The sequence below is a fragment of the Amycolatopsis sp. lyj-112 genome (assembly GCF_046549055.1).
In the GTDB taxonomy this organism is placed as follows: domain Bacteria; phylum Actinomycetota; class Actinomycetes; order Mycobacteriales; family Pseudonocardiaceae; genus Amycolatopsis.
The window spans coordinates 1,021,999-1,038,227 of the sequence record NZ_JAJPWS010000001.1 but is presented as its reverse complement, the minus strand read 5'-3'; the positions used below and the strand labels follow the sequence as shown (position 1 = coordinate 1,038,227).

At 70.0% G+C, this 16,229-nt stretch carries 18 protein-coding genes; 11 read left to right on the top strand and 7 right to left on the bottom strand.

The features are described 5' to 3' along the window. The first annotated feature begins 5 nt into the window (after window positions 1-5). From ACLJRL_RS04990 to ACLJRL_RS04975, 4 genes are all read left to right on the top strand, one after another. Window positions 6-542: a DUF6286 domain-containing protein gene (locus tag ACLJRL_RS04990; RefSeq protein WP_410654787.1), complete on the top strand. Its 537-nt coding sequence runs from the start codon at window positions 6-8 to the stop codon at window positions 540-542. After that, window positions 539-1,126 carry an alkaline shock response membrane anchor protein AmaP gene (locus ACLJRL_RS04985; protein WP_410654786.1) on the top strand — a complete coding sequence of 196 codons (588 nt, stop codon included), beginning with the start codon at window positions 539-541 and terminating at the stop codon, window positions 1,124-1,126. Before ACLJRL_RS04990 ends, ACLJRL_RS04985 begins: the two co-directional genes overlap by 4 nt. 28 nt (window positions 1,127-1,154) lie before the next feature. Further along, complete coding sequence (locus tag ACLJRL_RS04980) at window positions 1,155-2,234, top strand: ATP-dependent DNA ligase (RefSeq protein ID WP_410654785.1); 1,080 nt, start codon at window positions 1,155-1,157, stop codon at window positions 2,232-2,234. Between the two features lie 72 nt (window positions 2,235-2,306). Continuing rightward, complete coding sequence (locus ACLJRL_RS04975; RefSeq protein ID WP_410654784.1) at window positions 2,307-3,872, top strand: alpha/beta hydrolase; 1,566 nt, start codon at window positions 2,307-2,309, stop codon at window positions 3,870-3,872. An 88-nt stretch (window positions 3,873-3,960) separates the two neighbouring features. Here ACLJRL_RS04975 and ACLJRL_RS04970 read toward each other — a convergent pair whose 3' ends face one another. Next, the gene (locus ACLJRL_RS04970) at window positions 3,961-4,203 is read right to left on the bottom strand and encodes a DUF2630 family protein (RefSeq protein ID WP_410654783.1); all 243 of its coding nucleotides are present in this window, start codon (window positions 4,201-4,203) and stop codon (window positions 3,961-3,963) included. Window positions 4,204-4,297: 94 nt separating this feature from the next. Between ACLJRL_RS04970 and ACLJRL_RS04965 the strand changes: the two genes are divergently transcribed. Continuing rightward, the gene (locus ACLJRL_RS04965; protein WP_410654782.1) at window positions 4,298-4,654 is read left to right on the top strand and encodes a thioredoxin family protein; all 357 of its coding nucleotides are present in this window, start codon (window positions 4,298-4,300) and stop codon (window positions 4,652-4,654) included. An 86-nt stretch (window positions 4,655-4,740) separates the two neighbouring features. Here the strand turns inward: ACLJRL_RS04965 and ACLJRL_RS04960 are convergent, their stop codons facing one another. Both ACLJRL_RS04960 and pruA read right to left on the bottom strand, forming a co-directional pair. After that, on the bottom strand, window positions 4,741-5,670 hold the full coding sequence (locus ACLJRL_RS04960; RefSeq protein WP_410654781.1) for a proline dehydrogenase family protein: 930 nt from the start codon (window positions 5,668-5,670) through the stop codon (window positions 4,741-4,743). Between the two features lie 18 nt (window positions 5,671-5,688). Next, window positions 5,689-7,326 (bottom strand): L-glutamate gamma-semialdehyde dehydrogenase, encoded by a 1,638-nt coding sequence (pruA, locus tag ACLJRL_RS04955; RefSeq protein ID WP_410654780.1) that lies wholly within the window; start codon window positions 7,324-7,326, stop codon window positions 5,689-5,691. 129 nt (window positions 7,327-7,455) lie between these two features. Here pruA and ACLJRL_RS04950 point away from each other — a divergent pair, with 129 nt between their 5' ends. Further along, window positions 7,456-9,057 carry a PucR family transcriptional regulator gene (locus tag ACLJRL_RS04950; protein ID WP_410654779.1) on the top strand — a complete coding sequence of 534 codons (1,602 nt, stop codon included), beginning with the start codon at window positions 7,456-7,458 and terminating at the stop codon, window positions 9,055-9,057. Window positions 9,058-9,254: 197 nt separating this feature from the next. Next, window positions 9,255-9,590: a hypothetical protein gene (locus tag ACLJRL_RS04945; RefSeq protein WP_410654778.1), complete on the top strand. Its 336-nt coding sequence runs from the start codon at window positions 9,255-9,257 to the stop codon at window positions 9,588-9,590. Between the two features lie 6 nt (window positions 9,591-9,596). Here ACLJRL_RS04945 and ACLJRL_RS04940 read toward each other — a convergent pair whose 3' ends face one another. Then, window positions 9,597-10,637, bottom strand: a complete 1,041-nt coding sequence (locus ACLJRL_RS04940; protein ID WP_410654777.1) for an LLM class flavin-dependent oxidoreductase — start codon at window positions 10,635-10,637, stop codon at window positions 9,597-9,599. 7 nt (window positions 10,638-10,644) lie between these two features. Beyond that, window positions 10,645-11,037, bottom strand: a complete 393-nt coding sequence (locus tag ACLJRL_RS04935; protein ID WP_410654776.1) for a DUF6221 family protein — start codon at window positions 11,035-11,037, stop codon at window positions 10,645-10,647. Between the two features lie 182 nt (window positions 11,038-11,219). On the opposite strand from ACLJRL_RS04935, the gene ACLJRL_RS04930 reads away from it, so the two are divergent. Further along, on the top strand, window positions 11,220-11,702 hold the full coding sequence (locus ACLJRL_RS04930; protein ID WP_410654775.1) for a hypothetical protein: 483 nt from the start codon (window positions 11,220-11,222) through the stop codon (window positions 11,700-11,702). 57 nt (window positions 11,703-11,759) lie between these two features. Here ACLJRL_RS04930 and ACLJRL_RS04925 read toward each other — a convergent pair whose 3' ends face one another. Both ACLJRL_RS04925 and ACLJRL_RS04920 read right to left on the bottom strand, forming a co-directional pair. Further along, window positions 11,760-12,776 carry a DNA polymerase domain-containing protein gene (locus ACLJRL_RS04925; RefSeq protein ID WP_410654774.1) on the bottom strand — a complete coding sequence of 339 codons (1,017 nt, stop codon included), beginning with the start codon at window positions 12,774-12,776 and terminating at the stop codon, window positions 11,760-11,762. A 19-nt stretch (window positions 12,777-12,795) separates the two neighbouring features. Beyond that, a complete protein-coding gene (locus ACLJRL_RS04920; RefSeq protein WP_410654773.1) occupies window positions 12,796-13,353 on the bottom strand; it encodes a GNAT family N-acetyltransferase in 558 nt (185 codons plus the stop codon). A 24-nt stretch (window positions 13,354-13,377) separates the two neighbouring features. Between ACLJRL_RS04920 and ACLJRL_RS04915 the strand changes: the two genes are divergently transcribed. From ACLJRL_RS04915 to ACLJRL_RS04905, 3 genes are all read left to right on the top strand, one after another. Then, on the top strand, window positions 13,378-14,064 hold the full coding sequence (locus ACLJRL_RS04915; RefSeq protein ID WP_410654772.1) for a TVP38/TMEM64 family protein: 687 nt from the start codon (window positions 13,378-13,380) through the stop codon (window positions 14,062-14,064). Window positions 14,065-14,244: 180 nt separating this feature from the next. Continuing rightward, entirely contained in the window at window positions 14,245-15,846 is a 1,602-nt protein-coding gene (locus ACLJRL_RS04910; RefSeq protein WP_410655164.1) for a protein kinase domain-containing protein, read from the top strand. Between the two features lie 66 nt (window positions 15,847-15,912). Beyond that, a complete protein-coding gene (locus tag ACLJRL_RS04905) occupies window positions 15,913-16,218 on the top strand; it encodes a hypothetical protein (RefSeq protein WP_410654771.1) in 306 nt (101 codons plus the stop codon). Window positions 16,219-16,229 lie beyond the last annotated feature (11 nt).

Below are 16,229 nucleotides of genomic sequence, written 5' to 3'. Positions count from 1 at the left end.
CGCGCATGCGTCTGTTCGTCCGCCTGCTGTCCGCCCTGATCGGGCTGGCGCTGGCCGCCGCCGGGGTCCTGCTCGCGCTGGAGGTCGGCTGGGGGTGGTGGCGGCCGGGGCGGGGGCCGCTGTTCGTCCCGTGGGACGACTGGCGCGACAGGCTCGCGGAACTGACCTGGGACGGTTCCGCGGTCCGGGTCACCGCGATCGTGGTCGCGGTGGCCGGGCTGCTGCTGATCGTGGCGGCCGCCTCGGCCGGGCGGCGCGCGATCCGGCTGACCGATCCGGCGAACGAGGTCAGTGTGACCACGTCGCCGCGTTCACTGGCGCGGCTGGTGGGGGTGACGGTGCGGGCGCAGGACAACGTCGCCGGCGCGAAGGTCACCGCCAGCGCCAAGAAAGTCCGCGTCCGCGCGACCAGCAGGATGGAGACCGAAGGCGAGCTGCGACCGCGGCTGCTGGAGACGGTTTCCGGCCTGCTCGACGAAGTCCCCCTGGTACGGCGGCCGAAGGTGTCCGTCGTCGTCGACTCCCCGAAGGACCGCCGATGAGCCGTTCGGTCTCCGCCAAGGCACTCGGCCGGTCCACCGGCACGGAACGGTCGCTGACCGTCCTCATCGGACTGCTCGCGCTCCTCGCCGGCGCCGCGGCGCTCGTCGTCGGCGCGGGCTGGCTCGGCGCCTACCGCGGCCGCCGTCCGCTGGTGGACCCGATCGCGCTCGACTGGCTTTCCCGGAACGCGCTCGCTTCCCGTATCGGCGCGCTCGTGCTCGGCGTGCTCCTGCTGTGGCTCGGGCTGTGGTGGTTCTTCCGTTCGCTGCGCCCGGAAGGCCGTCCGGACCTCGAACTCGACGACGACCTCGTGGTGACCTCGTCGGCCATCTCCGAGGCCGTCCGGCTCGACGCCGAAACGATCGACGGCGTCGGCCGCGCCCGGGTCCGAGCCGTCGGTGACAGCGAGAACCCGGCACTGCGGATCACGCTCTGGCTGAGCGAGGGCACCGACCTGAAACGGGTCTGGGAACAGCTCGACGCCACCGTGCTGACCCGAGCGAGGGAATCGCTCGGCGTCGACGTGCTGCCCACCGCCGTCCGGATCGAACTCGACACGGCCTCACCGCAACGGGTGCGCTGAACGCGCCGATAAGACAAGAATGGCCGTCATGTCGCTTCCCTTGACGCCGCCGATCAAGCCGATGCTCGCCAAACCGGCGAAGGCGATCCCCGATTCCGGCGGTCTGCTGTTCGAGCCGAAATGGGACGGGTTCCGCTGCCTGGTGTTCCGCGACGGTGACGAGCTGACCCTGCAGTCGCGGGCGGAGAAGCCGCTCAACCGGTACTTCCCCGAGGTCGTCGAGCGGCTGAAAGCGACCCTGCCGAAGCAGATCGTGCTCGACGGCGAACTGGTGATCGGCAGGGACGGGAAGCTGGACTTCGACGCGCTCACCGAGCGGATCCACCCCGCCGCGAGCCGGGTGACGCTGCTCTCGGAGCAGAACCCGGCCGAGTTCGTCGCGTTCGACCTGCTGGCGCTGGGCGACGAGTCCTATCTGGACGAACAGACGTCGAAGCGGCGCGAGCGGCTGGAGAACCTGGCGTCGGACGGCATCCATCTGACCCCGGCCACCACGGACCCGGACACCGCGCGGCACTGGTTCGAGCTGTTCGAGGGCGCGGGTCTCGACGGCGTCATCGGCAAGCCGCTCGACGAGCCGTACACGCCGGGCAAACGCGTGCTGCTGAAGTACAAGCACTCGCGCACGGCCGACTGCGTGCTGGCGGGGCTGCGCTGGCACGTCGACGGGGAGGCCGGCGAGATGGTCGGCTCGTTCCTGCTCGGGCTGTACGACGAGAACGGCGTGCTGCATCACCCCGGCGTCGTCGGCTCGTTCCCGGTCACCCGGCGGCATGAACTGGCCGAGGAACTGGCGCCGCTGATCACGGACGGCACCGATCACCCGTGGCTGGGCGACAACGTCCGCGAGGGCCAGCGCGTGCCCGGCGGGATCACCCGGTGGAAGTCCAAGGAAGCGCCGTGGGTGCCGCTGAAGCTGGAGAAGGTCGTCGAGGTCGGCTACGAGCACACCGAAGGCGGCTATCCGTCTCGGTTCCGCCACACCGCGCAGTTCAAGCGCTGGCGCCCCGACCGCGAGCCGGACTCCTGCACCTACGCCCAGCTCGACGAAGTCGCCCGCTACGACCTGGACGCGGTGTTCCGCGGCGAGGTCAAACGCACCCGCTAACCGGGTTCTGACACGTAACCTGCGAAGCTCATCCACGAGCTCGTGTCATGCCCGGAAAGTGAGGACCAGCCCGTGCGCCCCGCCAGCACCGTTCGCCGCAGGCCACGGCTGATCCTGATGACGACCCTCGTCACCGCCGTTCTCGCGGGCTGCACGGCCGGGCCGTCCGTGCGCCCGGCGGTGATCGACAACGACGGCAAACCCACCGGCGGCGCCCCGCCGGCGGCGCAGCAGGTACCACTGCCGCCGCTGAACGAACCACAGTCCCCGAGCATCAAATGGGAGGACTGTGACGACGCGACCCGGCAGCGGCTGGGCCAGCCATCCGTGCCGGACACGCTGAAGTTCTCGTGCGCCCGGGTGCCCACCACGCTCGACGCGCCGGACCTGCCGGGCCGCGGGCTCTCGCGGATCGCCGTGGTCAAGGCGGGCGACGGGCCGATCCCGCTGGTCGTGGTCAACGACGTCGACGGGGAACCGGGTTCGCTCTACGCCGCCCGGCTGGCCGCGTCGCTGCCGCCCGAGTACCTGCAGAAGTTCTCCCTCGTCGGCGTCGACCGGCGCGGGACCGGCATGTCCGCCCCGGTGCAGTGCATCCCGGCGGAGATCCGCACCGACCTGCTCGGCGGCGACCCGACGGCCTCGGATCTCGAAGCCGTCGTCGACGCGGCACGCAAGGCCGGCCAGCAGTGCGCGATCGAACTGGACGACTCGCAGGTCGCGATGGACAGCTGGCGGACCGCGGGCGATCTCGACGAGGTGCGGGAACAACTGGGCCTGGACCGGCTGCACGCGCTCGGGCGCGGTGACGGCTCGAAGGTCCTCGCCGAGTACGCCGTGCGGTTCCCCGCGCAGGTCGGGCGCATGATGCTCGACGGGCTGCCCGATCCGGGCGCCGATTCCGCCGCCGTCGGGGAATCCATCGCCGCGAGCGCGCAGTCCACGCTCGACGCGTTCGGCGCCGACTGCATCGCCAGGGGCTGCCCGATCGGGGACGCCCGCTCGGCCGTGAACGCGGTCGCGGACAGGCTGCGCTCCGCCTCCGCGGTGACCACCGACGGGGTGGACATCACTCCGGGCATCGCGATGTACGCCCTCTATTCCGGGCTGGCGCAGCGCTCACGCTGGGTGGAACTGGCCGAGGCGCTCAAGGCGGCGCAGACCGGCGACGTCACGCCGCTCGCCGCGTTCGCCGAGCCGGTACTGAAGGACACCCGGGCGCGGCCGTCCCGCCTCGACGGCACGCTCGCGACCAAGTGCAACGACAGCGCGACACGGCTTTCGGCCGAAGAACTCACGCGCCTCACCACGACCCTGCGCGACAAGTACCCGCAGTTCGGCGTGCTCGCCGCGCAACAGCTCGCGTGGTGCAGCCCGTGGCCGGTACGCCGCGAACCGCTCCCGCCCGCGGGTGCTCCCGGCGCTCCGCCGATCCTCGTCGCGGGCACCGCGACCGACCCGGTCACCCCTGAACAGGGCACCGGCCGGGCCGCCGACCAGATGCCGAGCGCGGTGACCATCACCTGGCAGGGCGCCGGGCACGGCGCGCTGGGGCTCTCCCCCTGTGTCACCGACGCGACCCGGGCGTTCCTGATCGACGGCAAGATCCCGGTCGACGGAACCCTCTGCCCCGCCTGACCCCGCCATGTCCCGGCGCTCACCTCGGCAAGTCCGTGAAGGCCTCCTTGAGGGACTCTGAGTCCCTCAAGGAGGCCTTCACGGACTGTTACTGCCGGTAAGACTCCACCTCGGAGATCGGCCGCGGCGTGGCCTCGTCCGGGTCCTCGTCGAACTCGACCCGCGCCCGCCGCTGACGCAGCAGGTCCCAGCACTGGTCGAGCTGCTGCTCCACGCCGGCGAGCCGGGTGCGGTCGTCCGAGCTCAGCCCGGAGCCGATCGCCCGCGAGCGGAGTTCGTGCTCCTCGCTGACCAGTTCGTCGATCCGGCTGAGGATGTCCCCGTCGGCCATGTGGTCCTCCTCGCGAAAGTCTCCTGGGTCACTCGATCCCGACGCTACGCGTTCCTCTGGGAATGTGCGCCGGGCGTGTTTCGTTGTGCCGGGCATGAGCACTGTGGAGCTGACCGCCGCCAACTTCGATCAGGTCGTTTCCGAGAACGACTTCGTGATCATCGACTTCTGGGCGGGCTGGTGCATGCCGTGCCGCCAGTTCGCGCCGACCTACGAGAAGGTGTCGGGCAACCACGACGACATCGTGTTCGCGAGCGTCGACACCGAAGCCGAGCAGCAGCTGGCGGCCGCGTTCGACGTGCGCTCCATCCCCACCCTCGCGGTGATCCGCGACAAGACGGTGATCTACTCCCAGCCGGGCGCGCTCCCGGAGAAGACCCTCGAAGATCTCATCCAGCAGGCACGCGACATCGACGTGGACAAGCTCAAGGAAGAGGCCCAAGAGGCCTGACAAGCACGAAGAAGGGGCCCTTCCCGGCGGATTTCCCCGGGAAGGGCCCCTTTTACTTCAGCGGAGCAGTGCCACCTGGGACCGGGTCAGCCCCGGGTGGCGAGTCCGCGCAGGAAGAACGCCAGGTTCGCCGGGCGTTCCGCCAGCCTGCGCATGAAATAGCCGTACCATTCGTCGCCGTAGGGGACGTAGACGCGCATCGTCTTGCCGTCGCCCGCGATCCGGCGCTGCTCGTCGGGACGGATCCCGTACAGCATCTGGAATTCGTGGTCGCCCGGCTCGCGGTCGGCGTCCGACGCGACCTTCTCGGCGATCGCGATCATCCGCGGGTCGTGTGAGGCGACCATCGGATAACCCTTGCCCTGCATGAGGATCTTCAAGCAGCGGACGTAGGACTTGTCCACTTCGGACTTGCCCTGGAACGCGACCTCTTCGGGTTCGGCGTACGCGCCCTTGCACAGCCGGACGCGGGAGCCCTCGCCGGAGAGGTCACGGCAGTCCTGTTCGGTCCGCCGCAGGTAGGCCTGCAGCACCGCGCCGACCCACGGGTACTCGGTGCGCAGTTCCCGCAGGATGCCCAGCGTCGAGTCGGTGGTGGTGTGGTCCTCCATGTCGAGGGTGACCGTGGCACCGACCGCTTCGGCCGCCGCGCAGATCTTGCGGGCGTTCTCCAGCGCGACCTTCTCGCCGTCGGCAGGCAGGAACTGCCCGACCGCGGAGAGCTTCACCGAGACGTCCGCGCCGAACGCGAGGCCGTCGGCGGCCAGCGCGGACAGCAGCTCCTCGTAGGCGCGGACGGTCGTCGAGGCCTGCTCGGCGTCGGAGGTGTCCTCACCGAGGTGGTCGAGGGTGACACGCAGGCCGTCGTCGGCCAGTTCGCGGACCACCCGGGCGGCGTCGGACGTCCCGGAACCGGCGACGAACCGGGTCACCACCGATCGGGTGGCGGGGACGACCTCGACCAGCTTGCGCATCCGCCGGGATCGGGCGGCGGCGAGCAACGGGGCACGCAACATCACGGACTCCTGAAGATCTCAGCCCTGGTGGGGGTAACGGACGCTGGTCGGCGGAACGAACGTCTCCTTGATCGAGCGCGGGCTCGTCCAGCGGAGGAGGTTGAACACCGAACCGGCCTTGTCGTTGGTGCCGGACGCGCGAGCACCACCGAAGGGCTGCTGGCCGACGACGGCGCCGGTCGGCTTGTCGTTGACGTAGAAGTTGCCGGCGGCGAAGCGCAGCGCCTCGGACGCCTTCGCCACGGCCGTACGGTCGTTGGCGATGACAGCGCCGGTGAGCGCGTAGTCGGCCGTCTCGTCGACCAGCTTCAGCACGTTGTCGAACGCGTCGTCGGTGTCGTCCTCGTAGATGTGGATCGAGAGGATCGGGCCGAAGTACTCCGTGCGGAAGATCTCGTGCTTCGGGTTGCCCGAGACGAGGATGGTCGGCCGGACGAAGAAGCCGACACTGTCGTCCGCGGTACCGCCCGCGACGACCTCGACCTCGCTGTCCTCGGCGGCGCTCTTCAGCACGGCCGCGTGCTTGTCGAACGCGCGGCGGTCGATCACGGCGCCACCGAAGTTGCTCAGGTCGTTGACGTCGCCGTAGGTGATGGCCTCGGTCTCGGAGACCAGTTCGTCCTTCAGGCTCGCCCACAGCGAACGCGGGACGTAGGCGCGGGACGCGGCCGAGCACTTCTGGCCCTGGTACTCGAAGGCGCCGCGGACCAGCGCGGTGCGCAGGATGTCGACGTCGGCCGAGGAGTGCGCGAGCACGAAGTCCTTGCCGCCGGTCTCACCGACCAGGCGCGGGTAGGTCCGGTAGCCGCCGATGTTCGCGCCGACGGTGCCCCACAGGTGCTGGAACGTCGGGGTGGAGCCGGTGAAGTGGATCCCGGCCAGGTCGCGGTGGGTCAGGGCGACGTCGGAGACGGCCTTGCCGTCACCCGGCAGCAGGTTGATCACGCCCGGCGGCATGCCGGCCTCTTCGAGCAGGCGCATCAGCAGGTGCGCGGCGTAGCTCTGCGTCGGCGACGGCTTCCACAGCACGACGTTGCCCATCAGCGCGGGCGCGGTTGGCAGGTTGCCGGCGATCGCGGTGAAGTTGAACGGCGTGATGGCATACACGAAGCCCTCGAGCGGGCGGTGCTCCATCCGGTTCCAGATACCGGGTGAGCTGACGGGCTGCTCGGCGAGGATCTGACGGCCGAACGCGACGTTGAAACGCCAGAAGTCGATCAGCTCGCAGGCGGAGTCGATCTCGGCCTGCAGCGCCGTCTTCGACTGGCCGAGCATGGTGGCGGCGTTCATACGGGCGCGCCAGGGGCCGGCCAGCAGGTCGGCGGCACGCAGGATGATCGCGGCGCGGTCGTCGTAGGACAGCGCGCGCCAGCCGGGGGCCGCGGCCTTGGCGGCGGCGATCGCGTCGTGGGTGTCCTGCTCGGTCGCGCTGTGGATGACACCCAGCACCGCGCGGTGGTTGTGCGGCTGGACGACCTCGATCTTCTCGCCGCCGCCCTTGCGCTGCTCACCACCGATCGTCACGGTGATGTCGATGGGGTCGGCGCCGCCCAGCAACTTGAGCGCACCCTCGAGTTCGGCGCGCTCGGCGCTACCCGGTGCGTAGTTCAGCACCGGCTCGTTCTGCGGGGCGGGGGTCTGGGTCACGGCGTCCACTGACTGCTCCTGACTTCACTTCGCCGGTTAAAGGTCTCTTCCCGAACGGTAGACCTGACGGCTCGGCCGCGGCTTGTTCAACTGGCTAGAATCAGGGTGACCGTCTTGTCCGATCGGCTTAATTCGGTGATGAGAACGACTACAGAACCGGCCGCTAAAGTGCCTGGCGCTTCGCTGCGGCACGTCCTCACCACACTCGGAGAACCGCTGTTCAGGGTGCTCGCGGCGCCGGGCGGACTCGGCGTCGAGGTGGAGGACGTCGTCATCCACGATCCGGAAGACCCGCCTGACGCCCATCCGGGTGACCTCGTCCTGGTGATCGGGGCACGCGGCCGGTCGGCCGCCGGGGCGATCCGGGCGGCGGGACGGTCGGGCGCGGCCGGGGTGGCGGTCAAGAACGGCTCGGCCGCCGTGGACGTCGCGGCCGATGCCGGGATCGCGCTGATCGAGGTCGGCCACGAAGCGCGCTGGGAGCAGGTGGAGGCGCTGGCCAGGGGTGTCGTCGACGCGGCGCGCGCGGGCGGCGAGGCGGACAACGGCGAAGTGCTGGGCGATCTGTTCTCGCTCGCGCAGACCATCGCGACCCTGACCGGCGGCCTGGTCAGCATCGAGGACACCGCTAGCCGCGTACTGGCCTATTCGCGAGCGGGCGACGAGGTCGACGAGTTGCGCAGGCTCTCGATCCTCGGCCGCGAAGGCCCGGAGCGGTATCTCGCGATGCTGCGCGAATGGGGTGTCTATCAGCGGCTTCGCGCCGGGGAAGGCATCGTGCGCATCGACGAACGGCCCGACCTCGGCATCCGGCGACGGATCGTGGCCGGCATCCACGCCGGGTCGCAGCCGCTGGGCACGATTTGGGTGCAGGAGGGCGCGCATCCCCTCACCGAGAGCGCGGAAGTCGCGTTGCTCGGTGCCAGCCGGGCGCTCGCGCCGCAGCTGATCCGGCACCGGACGCTGCCCAGCCCGGAACTCCGGCTCCGCGAAGACCTGCTGGCCGGCCTGCTCGACGGGCGTCTTGACGTGGAATCCGTGGCCGACGACATCGGCGCCGACCCCGGCAAACCGGCGGTGGTGCTGGCGTTCTCCCTCCCCCGCGACGGGGCCGCCACCGACCGGCAGCTACGGCGGGCGGAACTGGTGCACCTGATCACCGTGCACACCGCGGCGTACCGGCGGAGCGCGCTGGTGAGCGTGATCGGCGGCCGGGTCTACGCGCTGCTACCGGATCTGCCCGAGCACGCCGAGGCGCGGGTCCTCGCGCTGGCCAAGGAAATCGTCGGCACCGCGCAACGACATCTCGACGTCCGGGTGCGCGCGGCACTGGGCGGCGTCGTACCTCGGCTCTCCGACGCGGCGGGGTCCCGCGGCGACGCGGACCGGGTGCTGGCGACGATGGCGCGCGGGCACGGGACCGCGGACGTGGCTTCGCTGGCCGACGTCCGCGCCGAGGTCCTGCTCTCGGAAGTGCTCGCGTTCCTCGGTGAGCAACCGAGGATCCGCGACCCGCGGCTGACCGCACTGGTCGCGCACGACGCCGACCACGGCGGGATCCTGGTGCCCGCGGTACTGGCCTACCTCGACGCGTTCGGCGACGTCCGGCGGGCGGCGCGCGAACTGAACATCCACCCGAACACGGTGCGGTACCGGGTGCGGCGCGCCGGCGAGGTGTCCGGGGTGGACCTGGACGACCCCGCGCAGCGCATCCTCACCCAGCTTCAGTTACGCCTTTAGGTTTTCACCAAGACCGCAAGTAGCCCTCTCAATGCGGTCTTGGCGAGCGAGCTGACATGACATTCCCTGTCCGGTAAAGGGATTCGCCGAAGATTTCGGTCTTCCGAGCCGTCCGCGACCCCGTATGCGCCGAATACCCGCCACACGGAGTCGGCCCCCGGCAGAGAAGAGCCCCGCATGATCCGTTGGCGCGAACGATGAGCGGTCTTTCCGAGCCGTACATGGTGCACGACCCGTGGAAGATGGCGGGCGCGCTGATGAACGGCAGATGGCTGGTCGCGAGGTGGGAACACCTCGGCGAGAACGAGGATCTGCGGTACTGGACCGCGGTGCTGCTCGCGGTGTGCGACGACGTCGGAGTCGATCCGGTCGTCATCAACATCGCACGCAAGAGCCTCACCGTCGTGCTCAACGGGGGTCTGCGACCGCCGACCTTCGAGCAGGTCGAAGCCACGATCAACGCGATCGACTACCACCGGTTCCTGGAACGGGAGATCAAACCGGAGCTGATCGTCAAACGCTCGGCGTCCTGAAAGGGGTCACGAGGCCGCGGCGAGGCTCCGCAACCCCGCCACCTCGGCCAGCGCGCGGTAGGAATCCAGCCGCTCGGCCTGGTCGAAGGTGCTGGTGGTCACCAGGATCTCGTCGGCGCCGGTCTTGGCGACGAGAGCGGCGAGCCGCTCCCCCACCTCGCCCGGGGTGCCGGCGATCTGGCCGTCGAGTGCCCGGTCCAGCCGCTCCCGATCGCGGTCGGACAACGGCCCGGCGAGGATCTCGTCCACCGGCGAGAGCGGCGGGAAGACGCCGTGGTTGCGCGAGTAGACCGTCGACCACGCTTCGGGAATCAGCAGCCGCCGTGCCCGCTCCGCCGTTTCGGCGACCGCGATCGCCGTGGACACCACGACAGACGGCCGCGCGGCCTGCGCGGAAGGTCGGAAGGCGGCGCGGTAACCCTCGATGGCTTCGAGCAGCGGACCCTCACCGCGGACCGGCGCGATCACCAGTGGCAGCCCCAGTTCCGCGGCCAGCCGCGCCCCCGCGCCGGTGGCCAGCAGGAACGCCGGCACGCGCAGGCCCTCCGCCGGGATGGCGTGCACGCCCGGATACGCCGTCTGATCGCCGGTGAGGAAGCCCAGCAGTTCCCGGACCTGGTCGCCGAAGCGATCGGCGTCGTCCTTCTCGTGCCCGAGCGCCTGGCGCACGCCGCCGGTGAAGCCGACCGAGCGGCCCAGTCCCATGTCGATCCGGCCGGGGAACAGCGATTCGAGCACCCCGAACTGTTCGGCGACCACCAGCGGGCGGTGGTTCGGCAGCATCACGCCGCCGGTGCCGACACGGATCCGCTCGGTGGCCGAGGCGACCGCGGCCGCCAGCACCGTGGGCGCCGAACCGGCGACGCCGGGCACGCTGTGGTGCTCGGAGACCCAGAACCGGTGATACCCCAGCGCTTCGATGTCCCGCGCGAACCCGACGGTGTCCCGCAACGCGCGGGGCGCGTCGCCACCGCGGCGGGTCGGGGACCGATCCAGTACCGAAAGCCTGATCACCCCTGGATCAACGCGCCCGGACCCGGCGGGCATTCCCCGCTCAGGGGCGCCAGCGCTCGCTGTAGTCCGGGTGGTCGGCGTAGGGCAGCGCCAGCAGCCGCAGGGTCAGGCACCAGTTCGTCCCGGCCTCGTCCGCGGGGACGTTGCACGTCTCGCACCAGTACTCGTTGCCGTACAGGGGGAACCCCGGCACCTTCTCCGACACGGTGGTGCGGTGCGTCTGCAGCATCCGCCGGGTCGCCTCGATCTCGTTGATCATCTGATTGATCACGTCGAGTTCGATGTCGTTCAGCGAGCGGATCTTCTTTTCGATGACGACCTTGGTCTCACCGCGATTGAGCGAATCGCTGATCTCGGTTTTCTTGACCGCCTGCATGATCAACGCCTGGCGCTGTCCGACACGCGCGGCGAGAAAGGCGATCAGGTCGTCCACGAGCACTCCTTCGTCTCCCCCAGCGTACGGTTCGGAGGGAAATGTCGCTGGCAGGAGCTTTGGCGTTACGACTTTGCTCCACGCGTCACACAGTCTTGTATCGATTCGTTCTCAAGCGGTAACAGGTTTCTAGATCGACACGAGTTCGCAATCACTCCGCGAGAAAAGCGAAGAAGAGACGGATGAGAAGTACGAACTGGTCACCGATACCGCACGCACCGTCACGAAATGCGTTGCCGCTCCTGGCCGGGCTCGCCGTCGCCCTCACCCTGGGCGCCGGCGTCGGCGTGGTCGCCGCCACTTCCCCGAGGGTCACCTCCGCGCCACCGGTGGTCCCCGCGACGGTCACCGTCACGGCGGAGGCCGCACCCGCGCCGACCGTGACCGTCCCGGCACCTCCTGTGACCTCAGGCCGCGCGGCTCCCGCCGGTGCCGTCAGCCGGTTCGCCGACGGGACCTACCTCGTCGGCACCGAGGTCGCGGCCGGCTCGTATCGCTCGCCCGGACCGGCGCCGGGCGGCAACGGGCACTGCTACTGGGCACGGCTGCGCCCGGACGGGACGTCGAAGATCGTGGCCGACCAGCTGACCACCGGCGCCGCCCGGTTCACCACCCGCACCGGCGAATTCGTCCAGGTCGCGGGCTGCGAGTTCACTCGGGGCTAGAAGCGCGTGAGGGCCACCCTCAGGGACTCAGAGTCCCTGAGGGTGGCCCTCACGCGCTTAGTCGTCCCGCGCCTTGCTGGGCTGGACCCGCTTCGGCTCGCCCGGCATTTTCGGATAGTCCGGCGGATACGGCATCTCGCCGAGCCCGTGGTCGCGTTCGTCCCGCGCGTACCACTCCAGCAGCGTCTCGAGGCCGAACGCCTGCTCGTCCATCGGCGCGTGGAGGTCGCCGCGCTCGGCGTAGAAGGCGCCGGCGGTGAGGACGTCGAAGTCGTCCGGGTCGACCTCGGTCAGAAGATCCCAGGTCAGCGGGGTCGACACCGTCGCGCGCGAGGTGCCGCGGACCGACCAGGCCGAGGCCACCGTGCGGTCGCGCGCGGCCTGGTTGTAGTCGATGAAGACCCGTCCGCCGCGCTCTTCCTTCCACCACGCGATGGTCGCCTTCTCCGGGATCCGCCGCTCGACCTCGCGGCCCAGGGCGATCACCGCGTGCCGGACGTCGATGAAGTCCCAGTCCGGCCGGATCCGCACCAGCACGTGCACGCCCCGGCCGCCTGAGGTCTTCGGGTAGCCGACGAGCCCGGCGGAGTCGAGGACCTCACGGACCACGCCCGCGACCTGCACCGCGTCGGCGAACCCGGCCTCGTCCGGCGGGTCGACGTCGATGCGGAGTTCGTCCGGGTGGTCGACGTCGGGCCGCCGCACCGGCCACGGGTGGAAGTCGAAGGTCCCCAGGTTGGCCGCCCAGGCGAACACGGCGGGTTCGGTCGGGCAGACCTCCTCGGCCGTCCGGCCGGAAGGGAAGGTGATCTTCGCCGTCTCGACCCAGTCCGGGGCACCCTTCGGCACGCGCTTGGCGTAGAACCACTCGCCTTCGACGCCGTCGACATAGCGCTTCAGCGTCGTGGGCCGCTCGCCGATCGCGCGCAGCAGCGGCACGCCGACCGCGACATAGTGCTCCACGACCTGGCGCTTCGTGATCCCGCGGGCGGGGAAGTAGACCTTGTCCGGGCTGGAGACCCGGACCTTGCGCTCGCCTGCCTCGACCTCGATCGGCTCACCGTTCTTGGGCATGCGCCCACCGTATCGCCGATCAGGGGCGCGGATCGCTCTTCAGAACGGCCATCGTGAGGACGTCATGCCATGCGCCGTCCCACCACAGGGCTTCCCGCTGAAGCCCCTCGCGGACGAACCCGCACTTCTCGTAGACGTGCCGCGCCCGCGGGTTGAAGTCGAAGACCTCGAGCGAGACGCGGTGCAGGCCGACGACCTCGAACGCGAAGTCCAGGATGAGCTTCGTCGCCTCGGTGCCGTAACCCTTGCCGAAGACGTCGGGGCCGGTCAGCGCGATGCGGAACGCGGCGGAGCGATTGTCCTCGTCAAGACCCGAAAGCACGACGTCGCCGAGATAGACGCCGTCCTCATCGCGCACGATCGCGTAGTCGGCCCGGTCGTCGAGGCCCGGCCGGGAGGCCAGCCACTTGCGGATCTGTTCCTCGGTGAACACGGTGTGCGTGCCGGTCAGCCGGATGGTCTCCGGTTCCTGCAACGCCTTCCACGAGGCCTCGAAGTACGACTCGTCGAGTTGCTTCAGGACGACGGTCTCGCCGGTGAGTTCGGGCTGCCGCCGCAGCGCTTCGGTGTCGATCACAGCGAATACCGTACGGTTGACCCAGTGTCCGGCCGTACCAAATTACTCCTCGCGCTCACCGTGCTCGCCGTTTTCGTGACGGCCGCGGTCCTGCTGCCGATCCCCGGCCCGGCCGGGCTGCGGGCCTGGGCGGCCGCGACCGGTCCGGCCACGCCGCTGGTGTTCTTCCTGATGTATTCGGTGCTCACCGTGGCGCCGATCCCCCGCACGGTGTTCAACCTGGCGGGCGGGCTCCTGCTCGGCACCACGACGGGCGTCGTCGTCGGCATCCTGGCGACGACGGTCGCCTCAGGACTTTCGTTCGCCCTGTCGAGGGCGCTCGGCCGGGACCTCGTCACCCGGCATCTGCACCGGGCCAAGGTCCGCGCGGTCAACGACCGGCTCTCGGACGGCGGAGTTCTGGCGATCACCTCCTTAAGGCTGATCCCGATGGTGCCGTTCGCTCCGCTGAGTTACCTGTGCGGAGTGTCATCGGTTCGTTTCACTCCGTATCTGATCGGGACCGCGCTGGGCAGTCTGCCGGGAACGGTCGCGGTCGTCGTCCTCGGAGACGCTCTGACCGGAGAAACGCCCCCAGCCCTGCTGATCTGTTACGCCGTCTTCGCCGCGGCGGGCGCCATCGGACTGGTCAAGGTCTTCCGGCGCAAGGCCCTCCCGACACCCGAGCCGAGCGGCGAAGAAGAATTGTCCGCCTCCGCACCGGCGAGCTGACGGGGGCCCGAAACCGGCGCCCGCTACACTCGATCGGGTGCGCGGGACCATCACGACCGCGTAACGCCACCATCACCCGGGATGTGTTCGTCAAAGAATGTGTCAGGAGCAGTCGCCATCGACACCGGTCAGCTGATCGCTGGGCACTACCGCCTTGTCGAGCAAATTGGTAGCGGTGCCATGGGGGTGGTCTGGCGTGCCATCGATGTCCGCCTCGAGCGCTCGGTGGCGGTCAAGCAGATCCTCCCGCAGCCCGGCGTCTCCGAAGCCGAACGCGACAACATGCGCCAGCGCGCCATGCGCGAGGCGAAGAACGCGGCCCGGTTCCAGCACCCGAACGCGATCGTGGTGTTCGACATCGCGGAGCACGGCGGCGACCCGTGCCTGGTGATGGAATACCTGAACGGCCCGAGCCTCTCGGCGATCATCTCCGATGAGGGCACGCTGCCGCTGGGACGCGTCGCGAAGATCGGCGAGCAGGTCGCGTCGGCGCTGGTCGCCGCGCACCGCGCCGGGATCGTGCACCGCGACGTCAAACCCGGCAACATCCTGATCGACGAAGCCGGCACCGCGAAGATCACCGACTTCGGCATCTCGCGCGCGGCCGGCGACATGACGCTCACCCAGACCGGCCTGATCGGCGGCACCCCGGCCTACCTCGCGCCCGAACTGGCGCGCGGCTCGGACCCGGTGCCCAGCTCCGACGTCTTCGCGCTCGGCGCGACGCTCTACCAGGCCATCGAGGGCCAGACGCCGTACGGGAACAGCTCCAACCAGCTCGCGCTGCTCTACGCGGCCGCGAACGGGCAGATCAACCCCCCGCAGCAGGCGGGTGGCGCGACGGCGCTGCTGATGAGCCTTCTGCGGCCCGAACCGACCGAGCGGCCGACCATGGCCGAGGCCCGCGAGCGCCTGGCCGCGCTGGCGGCACAGGAATCCGGCTCGGGCATGTCGCCCTCGCCGCGGCTCTTCGGAGCGGGCGGCGGCAGACAGCCGGCCGCGCCCGACACCCCGGGACGCGGCAACCCCGGCGGGGACCGGCCGCCGTGGCAGCGGACCGATCCCCAGGCCCAGTCCTCCGCGCCTCCCCCGGCTCCGGCCAAGCAGCACCCGCCGACGGCCGCGTTCATCCCGATGCGCTCGCAGGCCGCCCCGCCGAACACGCCGCCGCGCCCGGTCGCCGCGGCGAGCCCGCCGCCGTCCGCGGCCGCCCCGATGCGTCCCTCCTCGGGCAAACACGACGCCAAGCGCAAGGCCGCCCTGTTCGCGGGCGCCGGTGCCGCCGTCGTGGTGATCGCGGTGATCGTGTTCCTGGTGCTGAATTCGAGCAACGGGAGCAACAATCAGACCGGTGACAACGCCGGAGCGAACCCTCAGACCTCCGCCTCGGCGACGCCGCCGAAGGGCTCGAAGAGCACCGCGCCCACGTCGTCCGCGGCGTCGAGCGGCGGCAAGATCGGGTACCAGGCCGGCGGGCAGCGAGTCGTGGACTTCTACAGCAGTGCCGGTTCGCCGGAAGGCTGGGCGATGCTCACACCCGACGCGCAGGCCGTCTACGGCGACCAGGCGAAGTTCCAGGAGTACTGGGCGGCGAACTCGCTGAGCAGCTACAAGGGCGCCAACGCTCTCAAGGGCAACAACACCGACGGCTCGGTCGACATCACGATCAACCTCACCTTCAAGGGCGGGTACAGCGAGCCTAAGACCGTCCGTGTCGTCGACGGCGGCGGCCAGCTCCTGATCGCCGGTGACACCCGCAGCGCGCAGGGTAACCAGGGATGACGGCTTGACCGGCGACACACTCGGCGGCGGTAGGCCAAAAGACCATCTTGGCTTACTGTTGCTGGTATGGCCGATAGCGGACGTTTCGGGCCTGGCCAGAATCCTCGCTTCCGCGAGGACCTGGTAGGCCTAGACCCGTACGACCCCGAAGCTCGTGCCTTCGCCGAGCATCTGGACCGCATCGAACGCTGCGGCCCCAACTTCACCGTGGAAGCGTGCCTCGACGGTGTCTCCGATTTCGCCGACTCCAGCAACCGCCTCGGTGGTCTTCGCTGGTGGATCTCGGCGCTCGTCGTGATCCTCATCGTGCTCGGCGTGATGGTCACCGCATGGGACATCATCGGCCGGGCCCTGGCCTGGCTCGCGGAGTAACGTGGAACGGG

Coding starts and splice junctions, on each gene's coding strand:
- ACLJRL_RS04990 (WP_410654787.1), top strand. CDS start 6: ATGCGTCTGTTCGTCCGCCTGCTGTCCGCCCTGATCGGGCTGGCGCTG.
- ACLJRL_RS04985 (WP_410654786.1), top strand. CDS start 539: ATGAGCCGTTCGGTCTCCGCCAAGGCACTCGGCCGGTCCACCGGCACG.
- ACLJRL_RS04980 (WP_410654785.1), top strand. CDS start 1,155: ATGTCGCTTCCCTTGACGCCGCCGATCAAGCCGATGCTCGCCAAACCG.
- ACLJRL_RS04970 (WP_410654783.1), bottom strand. CDS start 4,203: ATGGCCGACGGGGACATCCTCAGCCGGATCGACGAACTGGTCAGCGAG.
- ACLJRL_RS04965 (WP_410654782.1), top strand. CDS start 4,298: ATGAGCACTGTGGAGCTGACCGCCGCCAACTTCGATCAGGTCGTTTCC.
- ACLJRL_RS04960 (WP_410654781.1), bottom strand. CDS start 5,670: ATGTTGCGTGCCCCGTTGCTCGCCGCCGCCCGATCCCGGCGGATGCGC.
- ACLJRL_RS04950 (WP_410654779.1), top strand. CDS start 7,456: ATGAGAACGACTACAGAACCGGCCGCTAAAGTGCCTGGCGCTTCGCTG.
- ACLJRL_RS04945 (WP_410654778.1), top strand. CDS start 9,255: ATGAGCGGTCTTTCCGAGCCGTACATGGTGCACGACCCGTGGAAGATG.
- ACLJRL_RS04940 (WP_410654777.1), bottom strand. CDS start 10,637: ATGCCCGCCGGGTCCGGGCGCGTTGATCCAGGGGTGATCAGGCTTTCG.
- ACLJRL_RS04930 (WP_410654775.1), top strand. CDS start 11,220: ATGAGAAGTACGAACTGGTCACCGATACCGCACGCACCGTCACGAAAT.
- ACLJRL_RS04925 (WP_410654774.1), bottom strand. CDS start 12,776: ATGCCCAAGAACGGTGAGCCGATCGAGGTCGAGGCAGGCGAGCGCAAG.
- ACLJRL_RS04910 (WP_410655164.1), top strand. CDS start 14,245: ATGGGGGTGGTCTGGCGTGCCATCGATGTCCGCCTCGAGCGCTCGGTG.
- ACLJRL_RS04905 (WP_410654771.1), top strand. CDS start 15,913: ATGGCCGATAGCGGACGTTTCGGGCCTGGCCAGAATCCTCGCTTCCGC.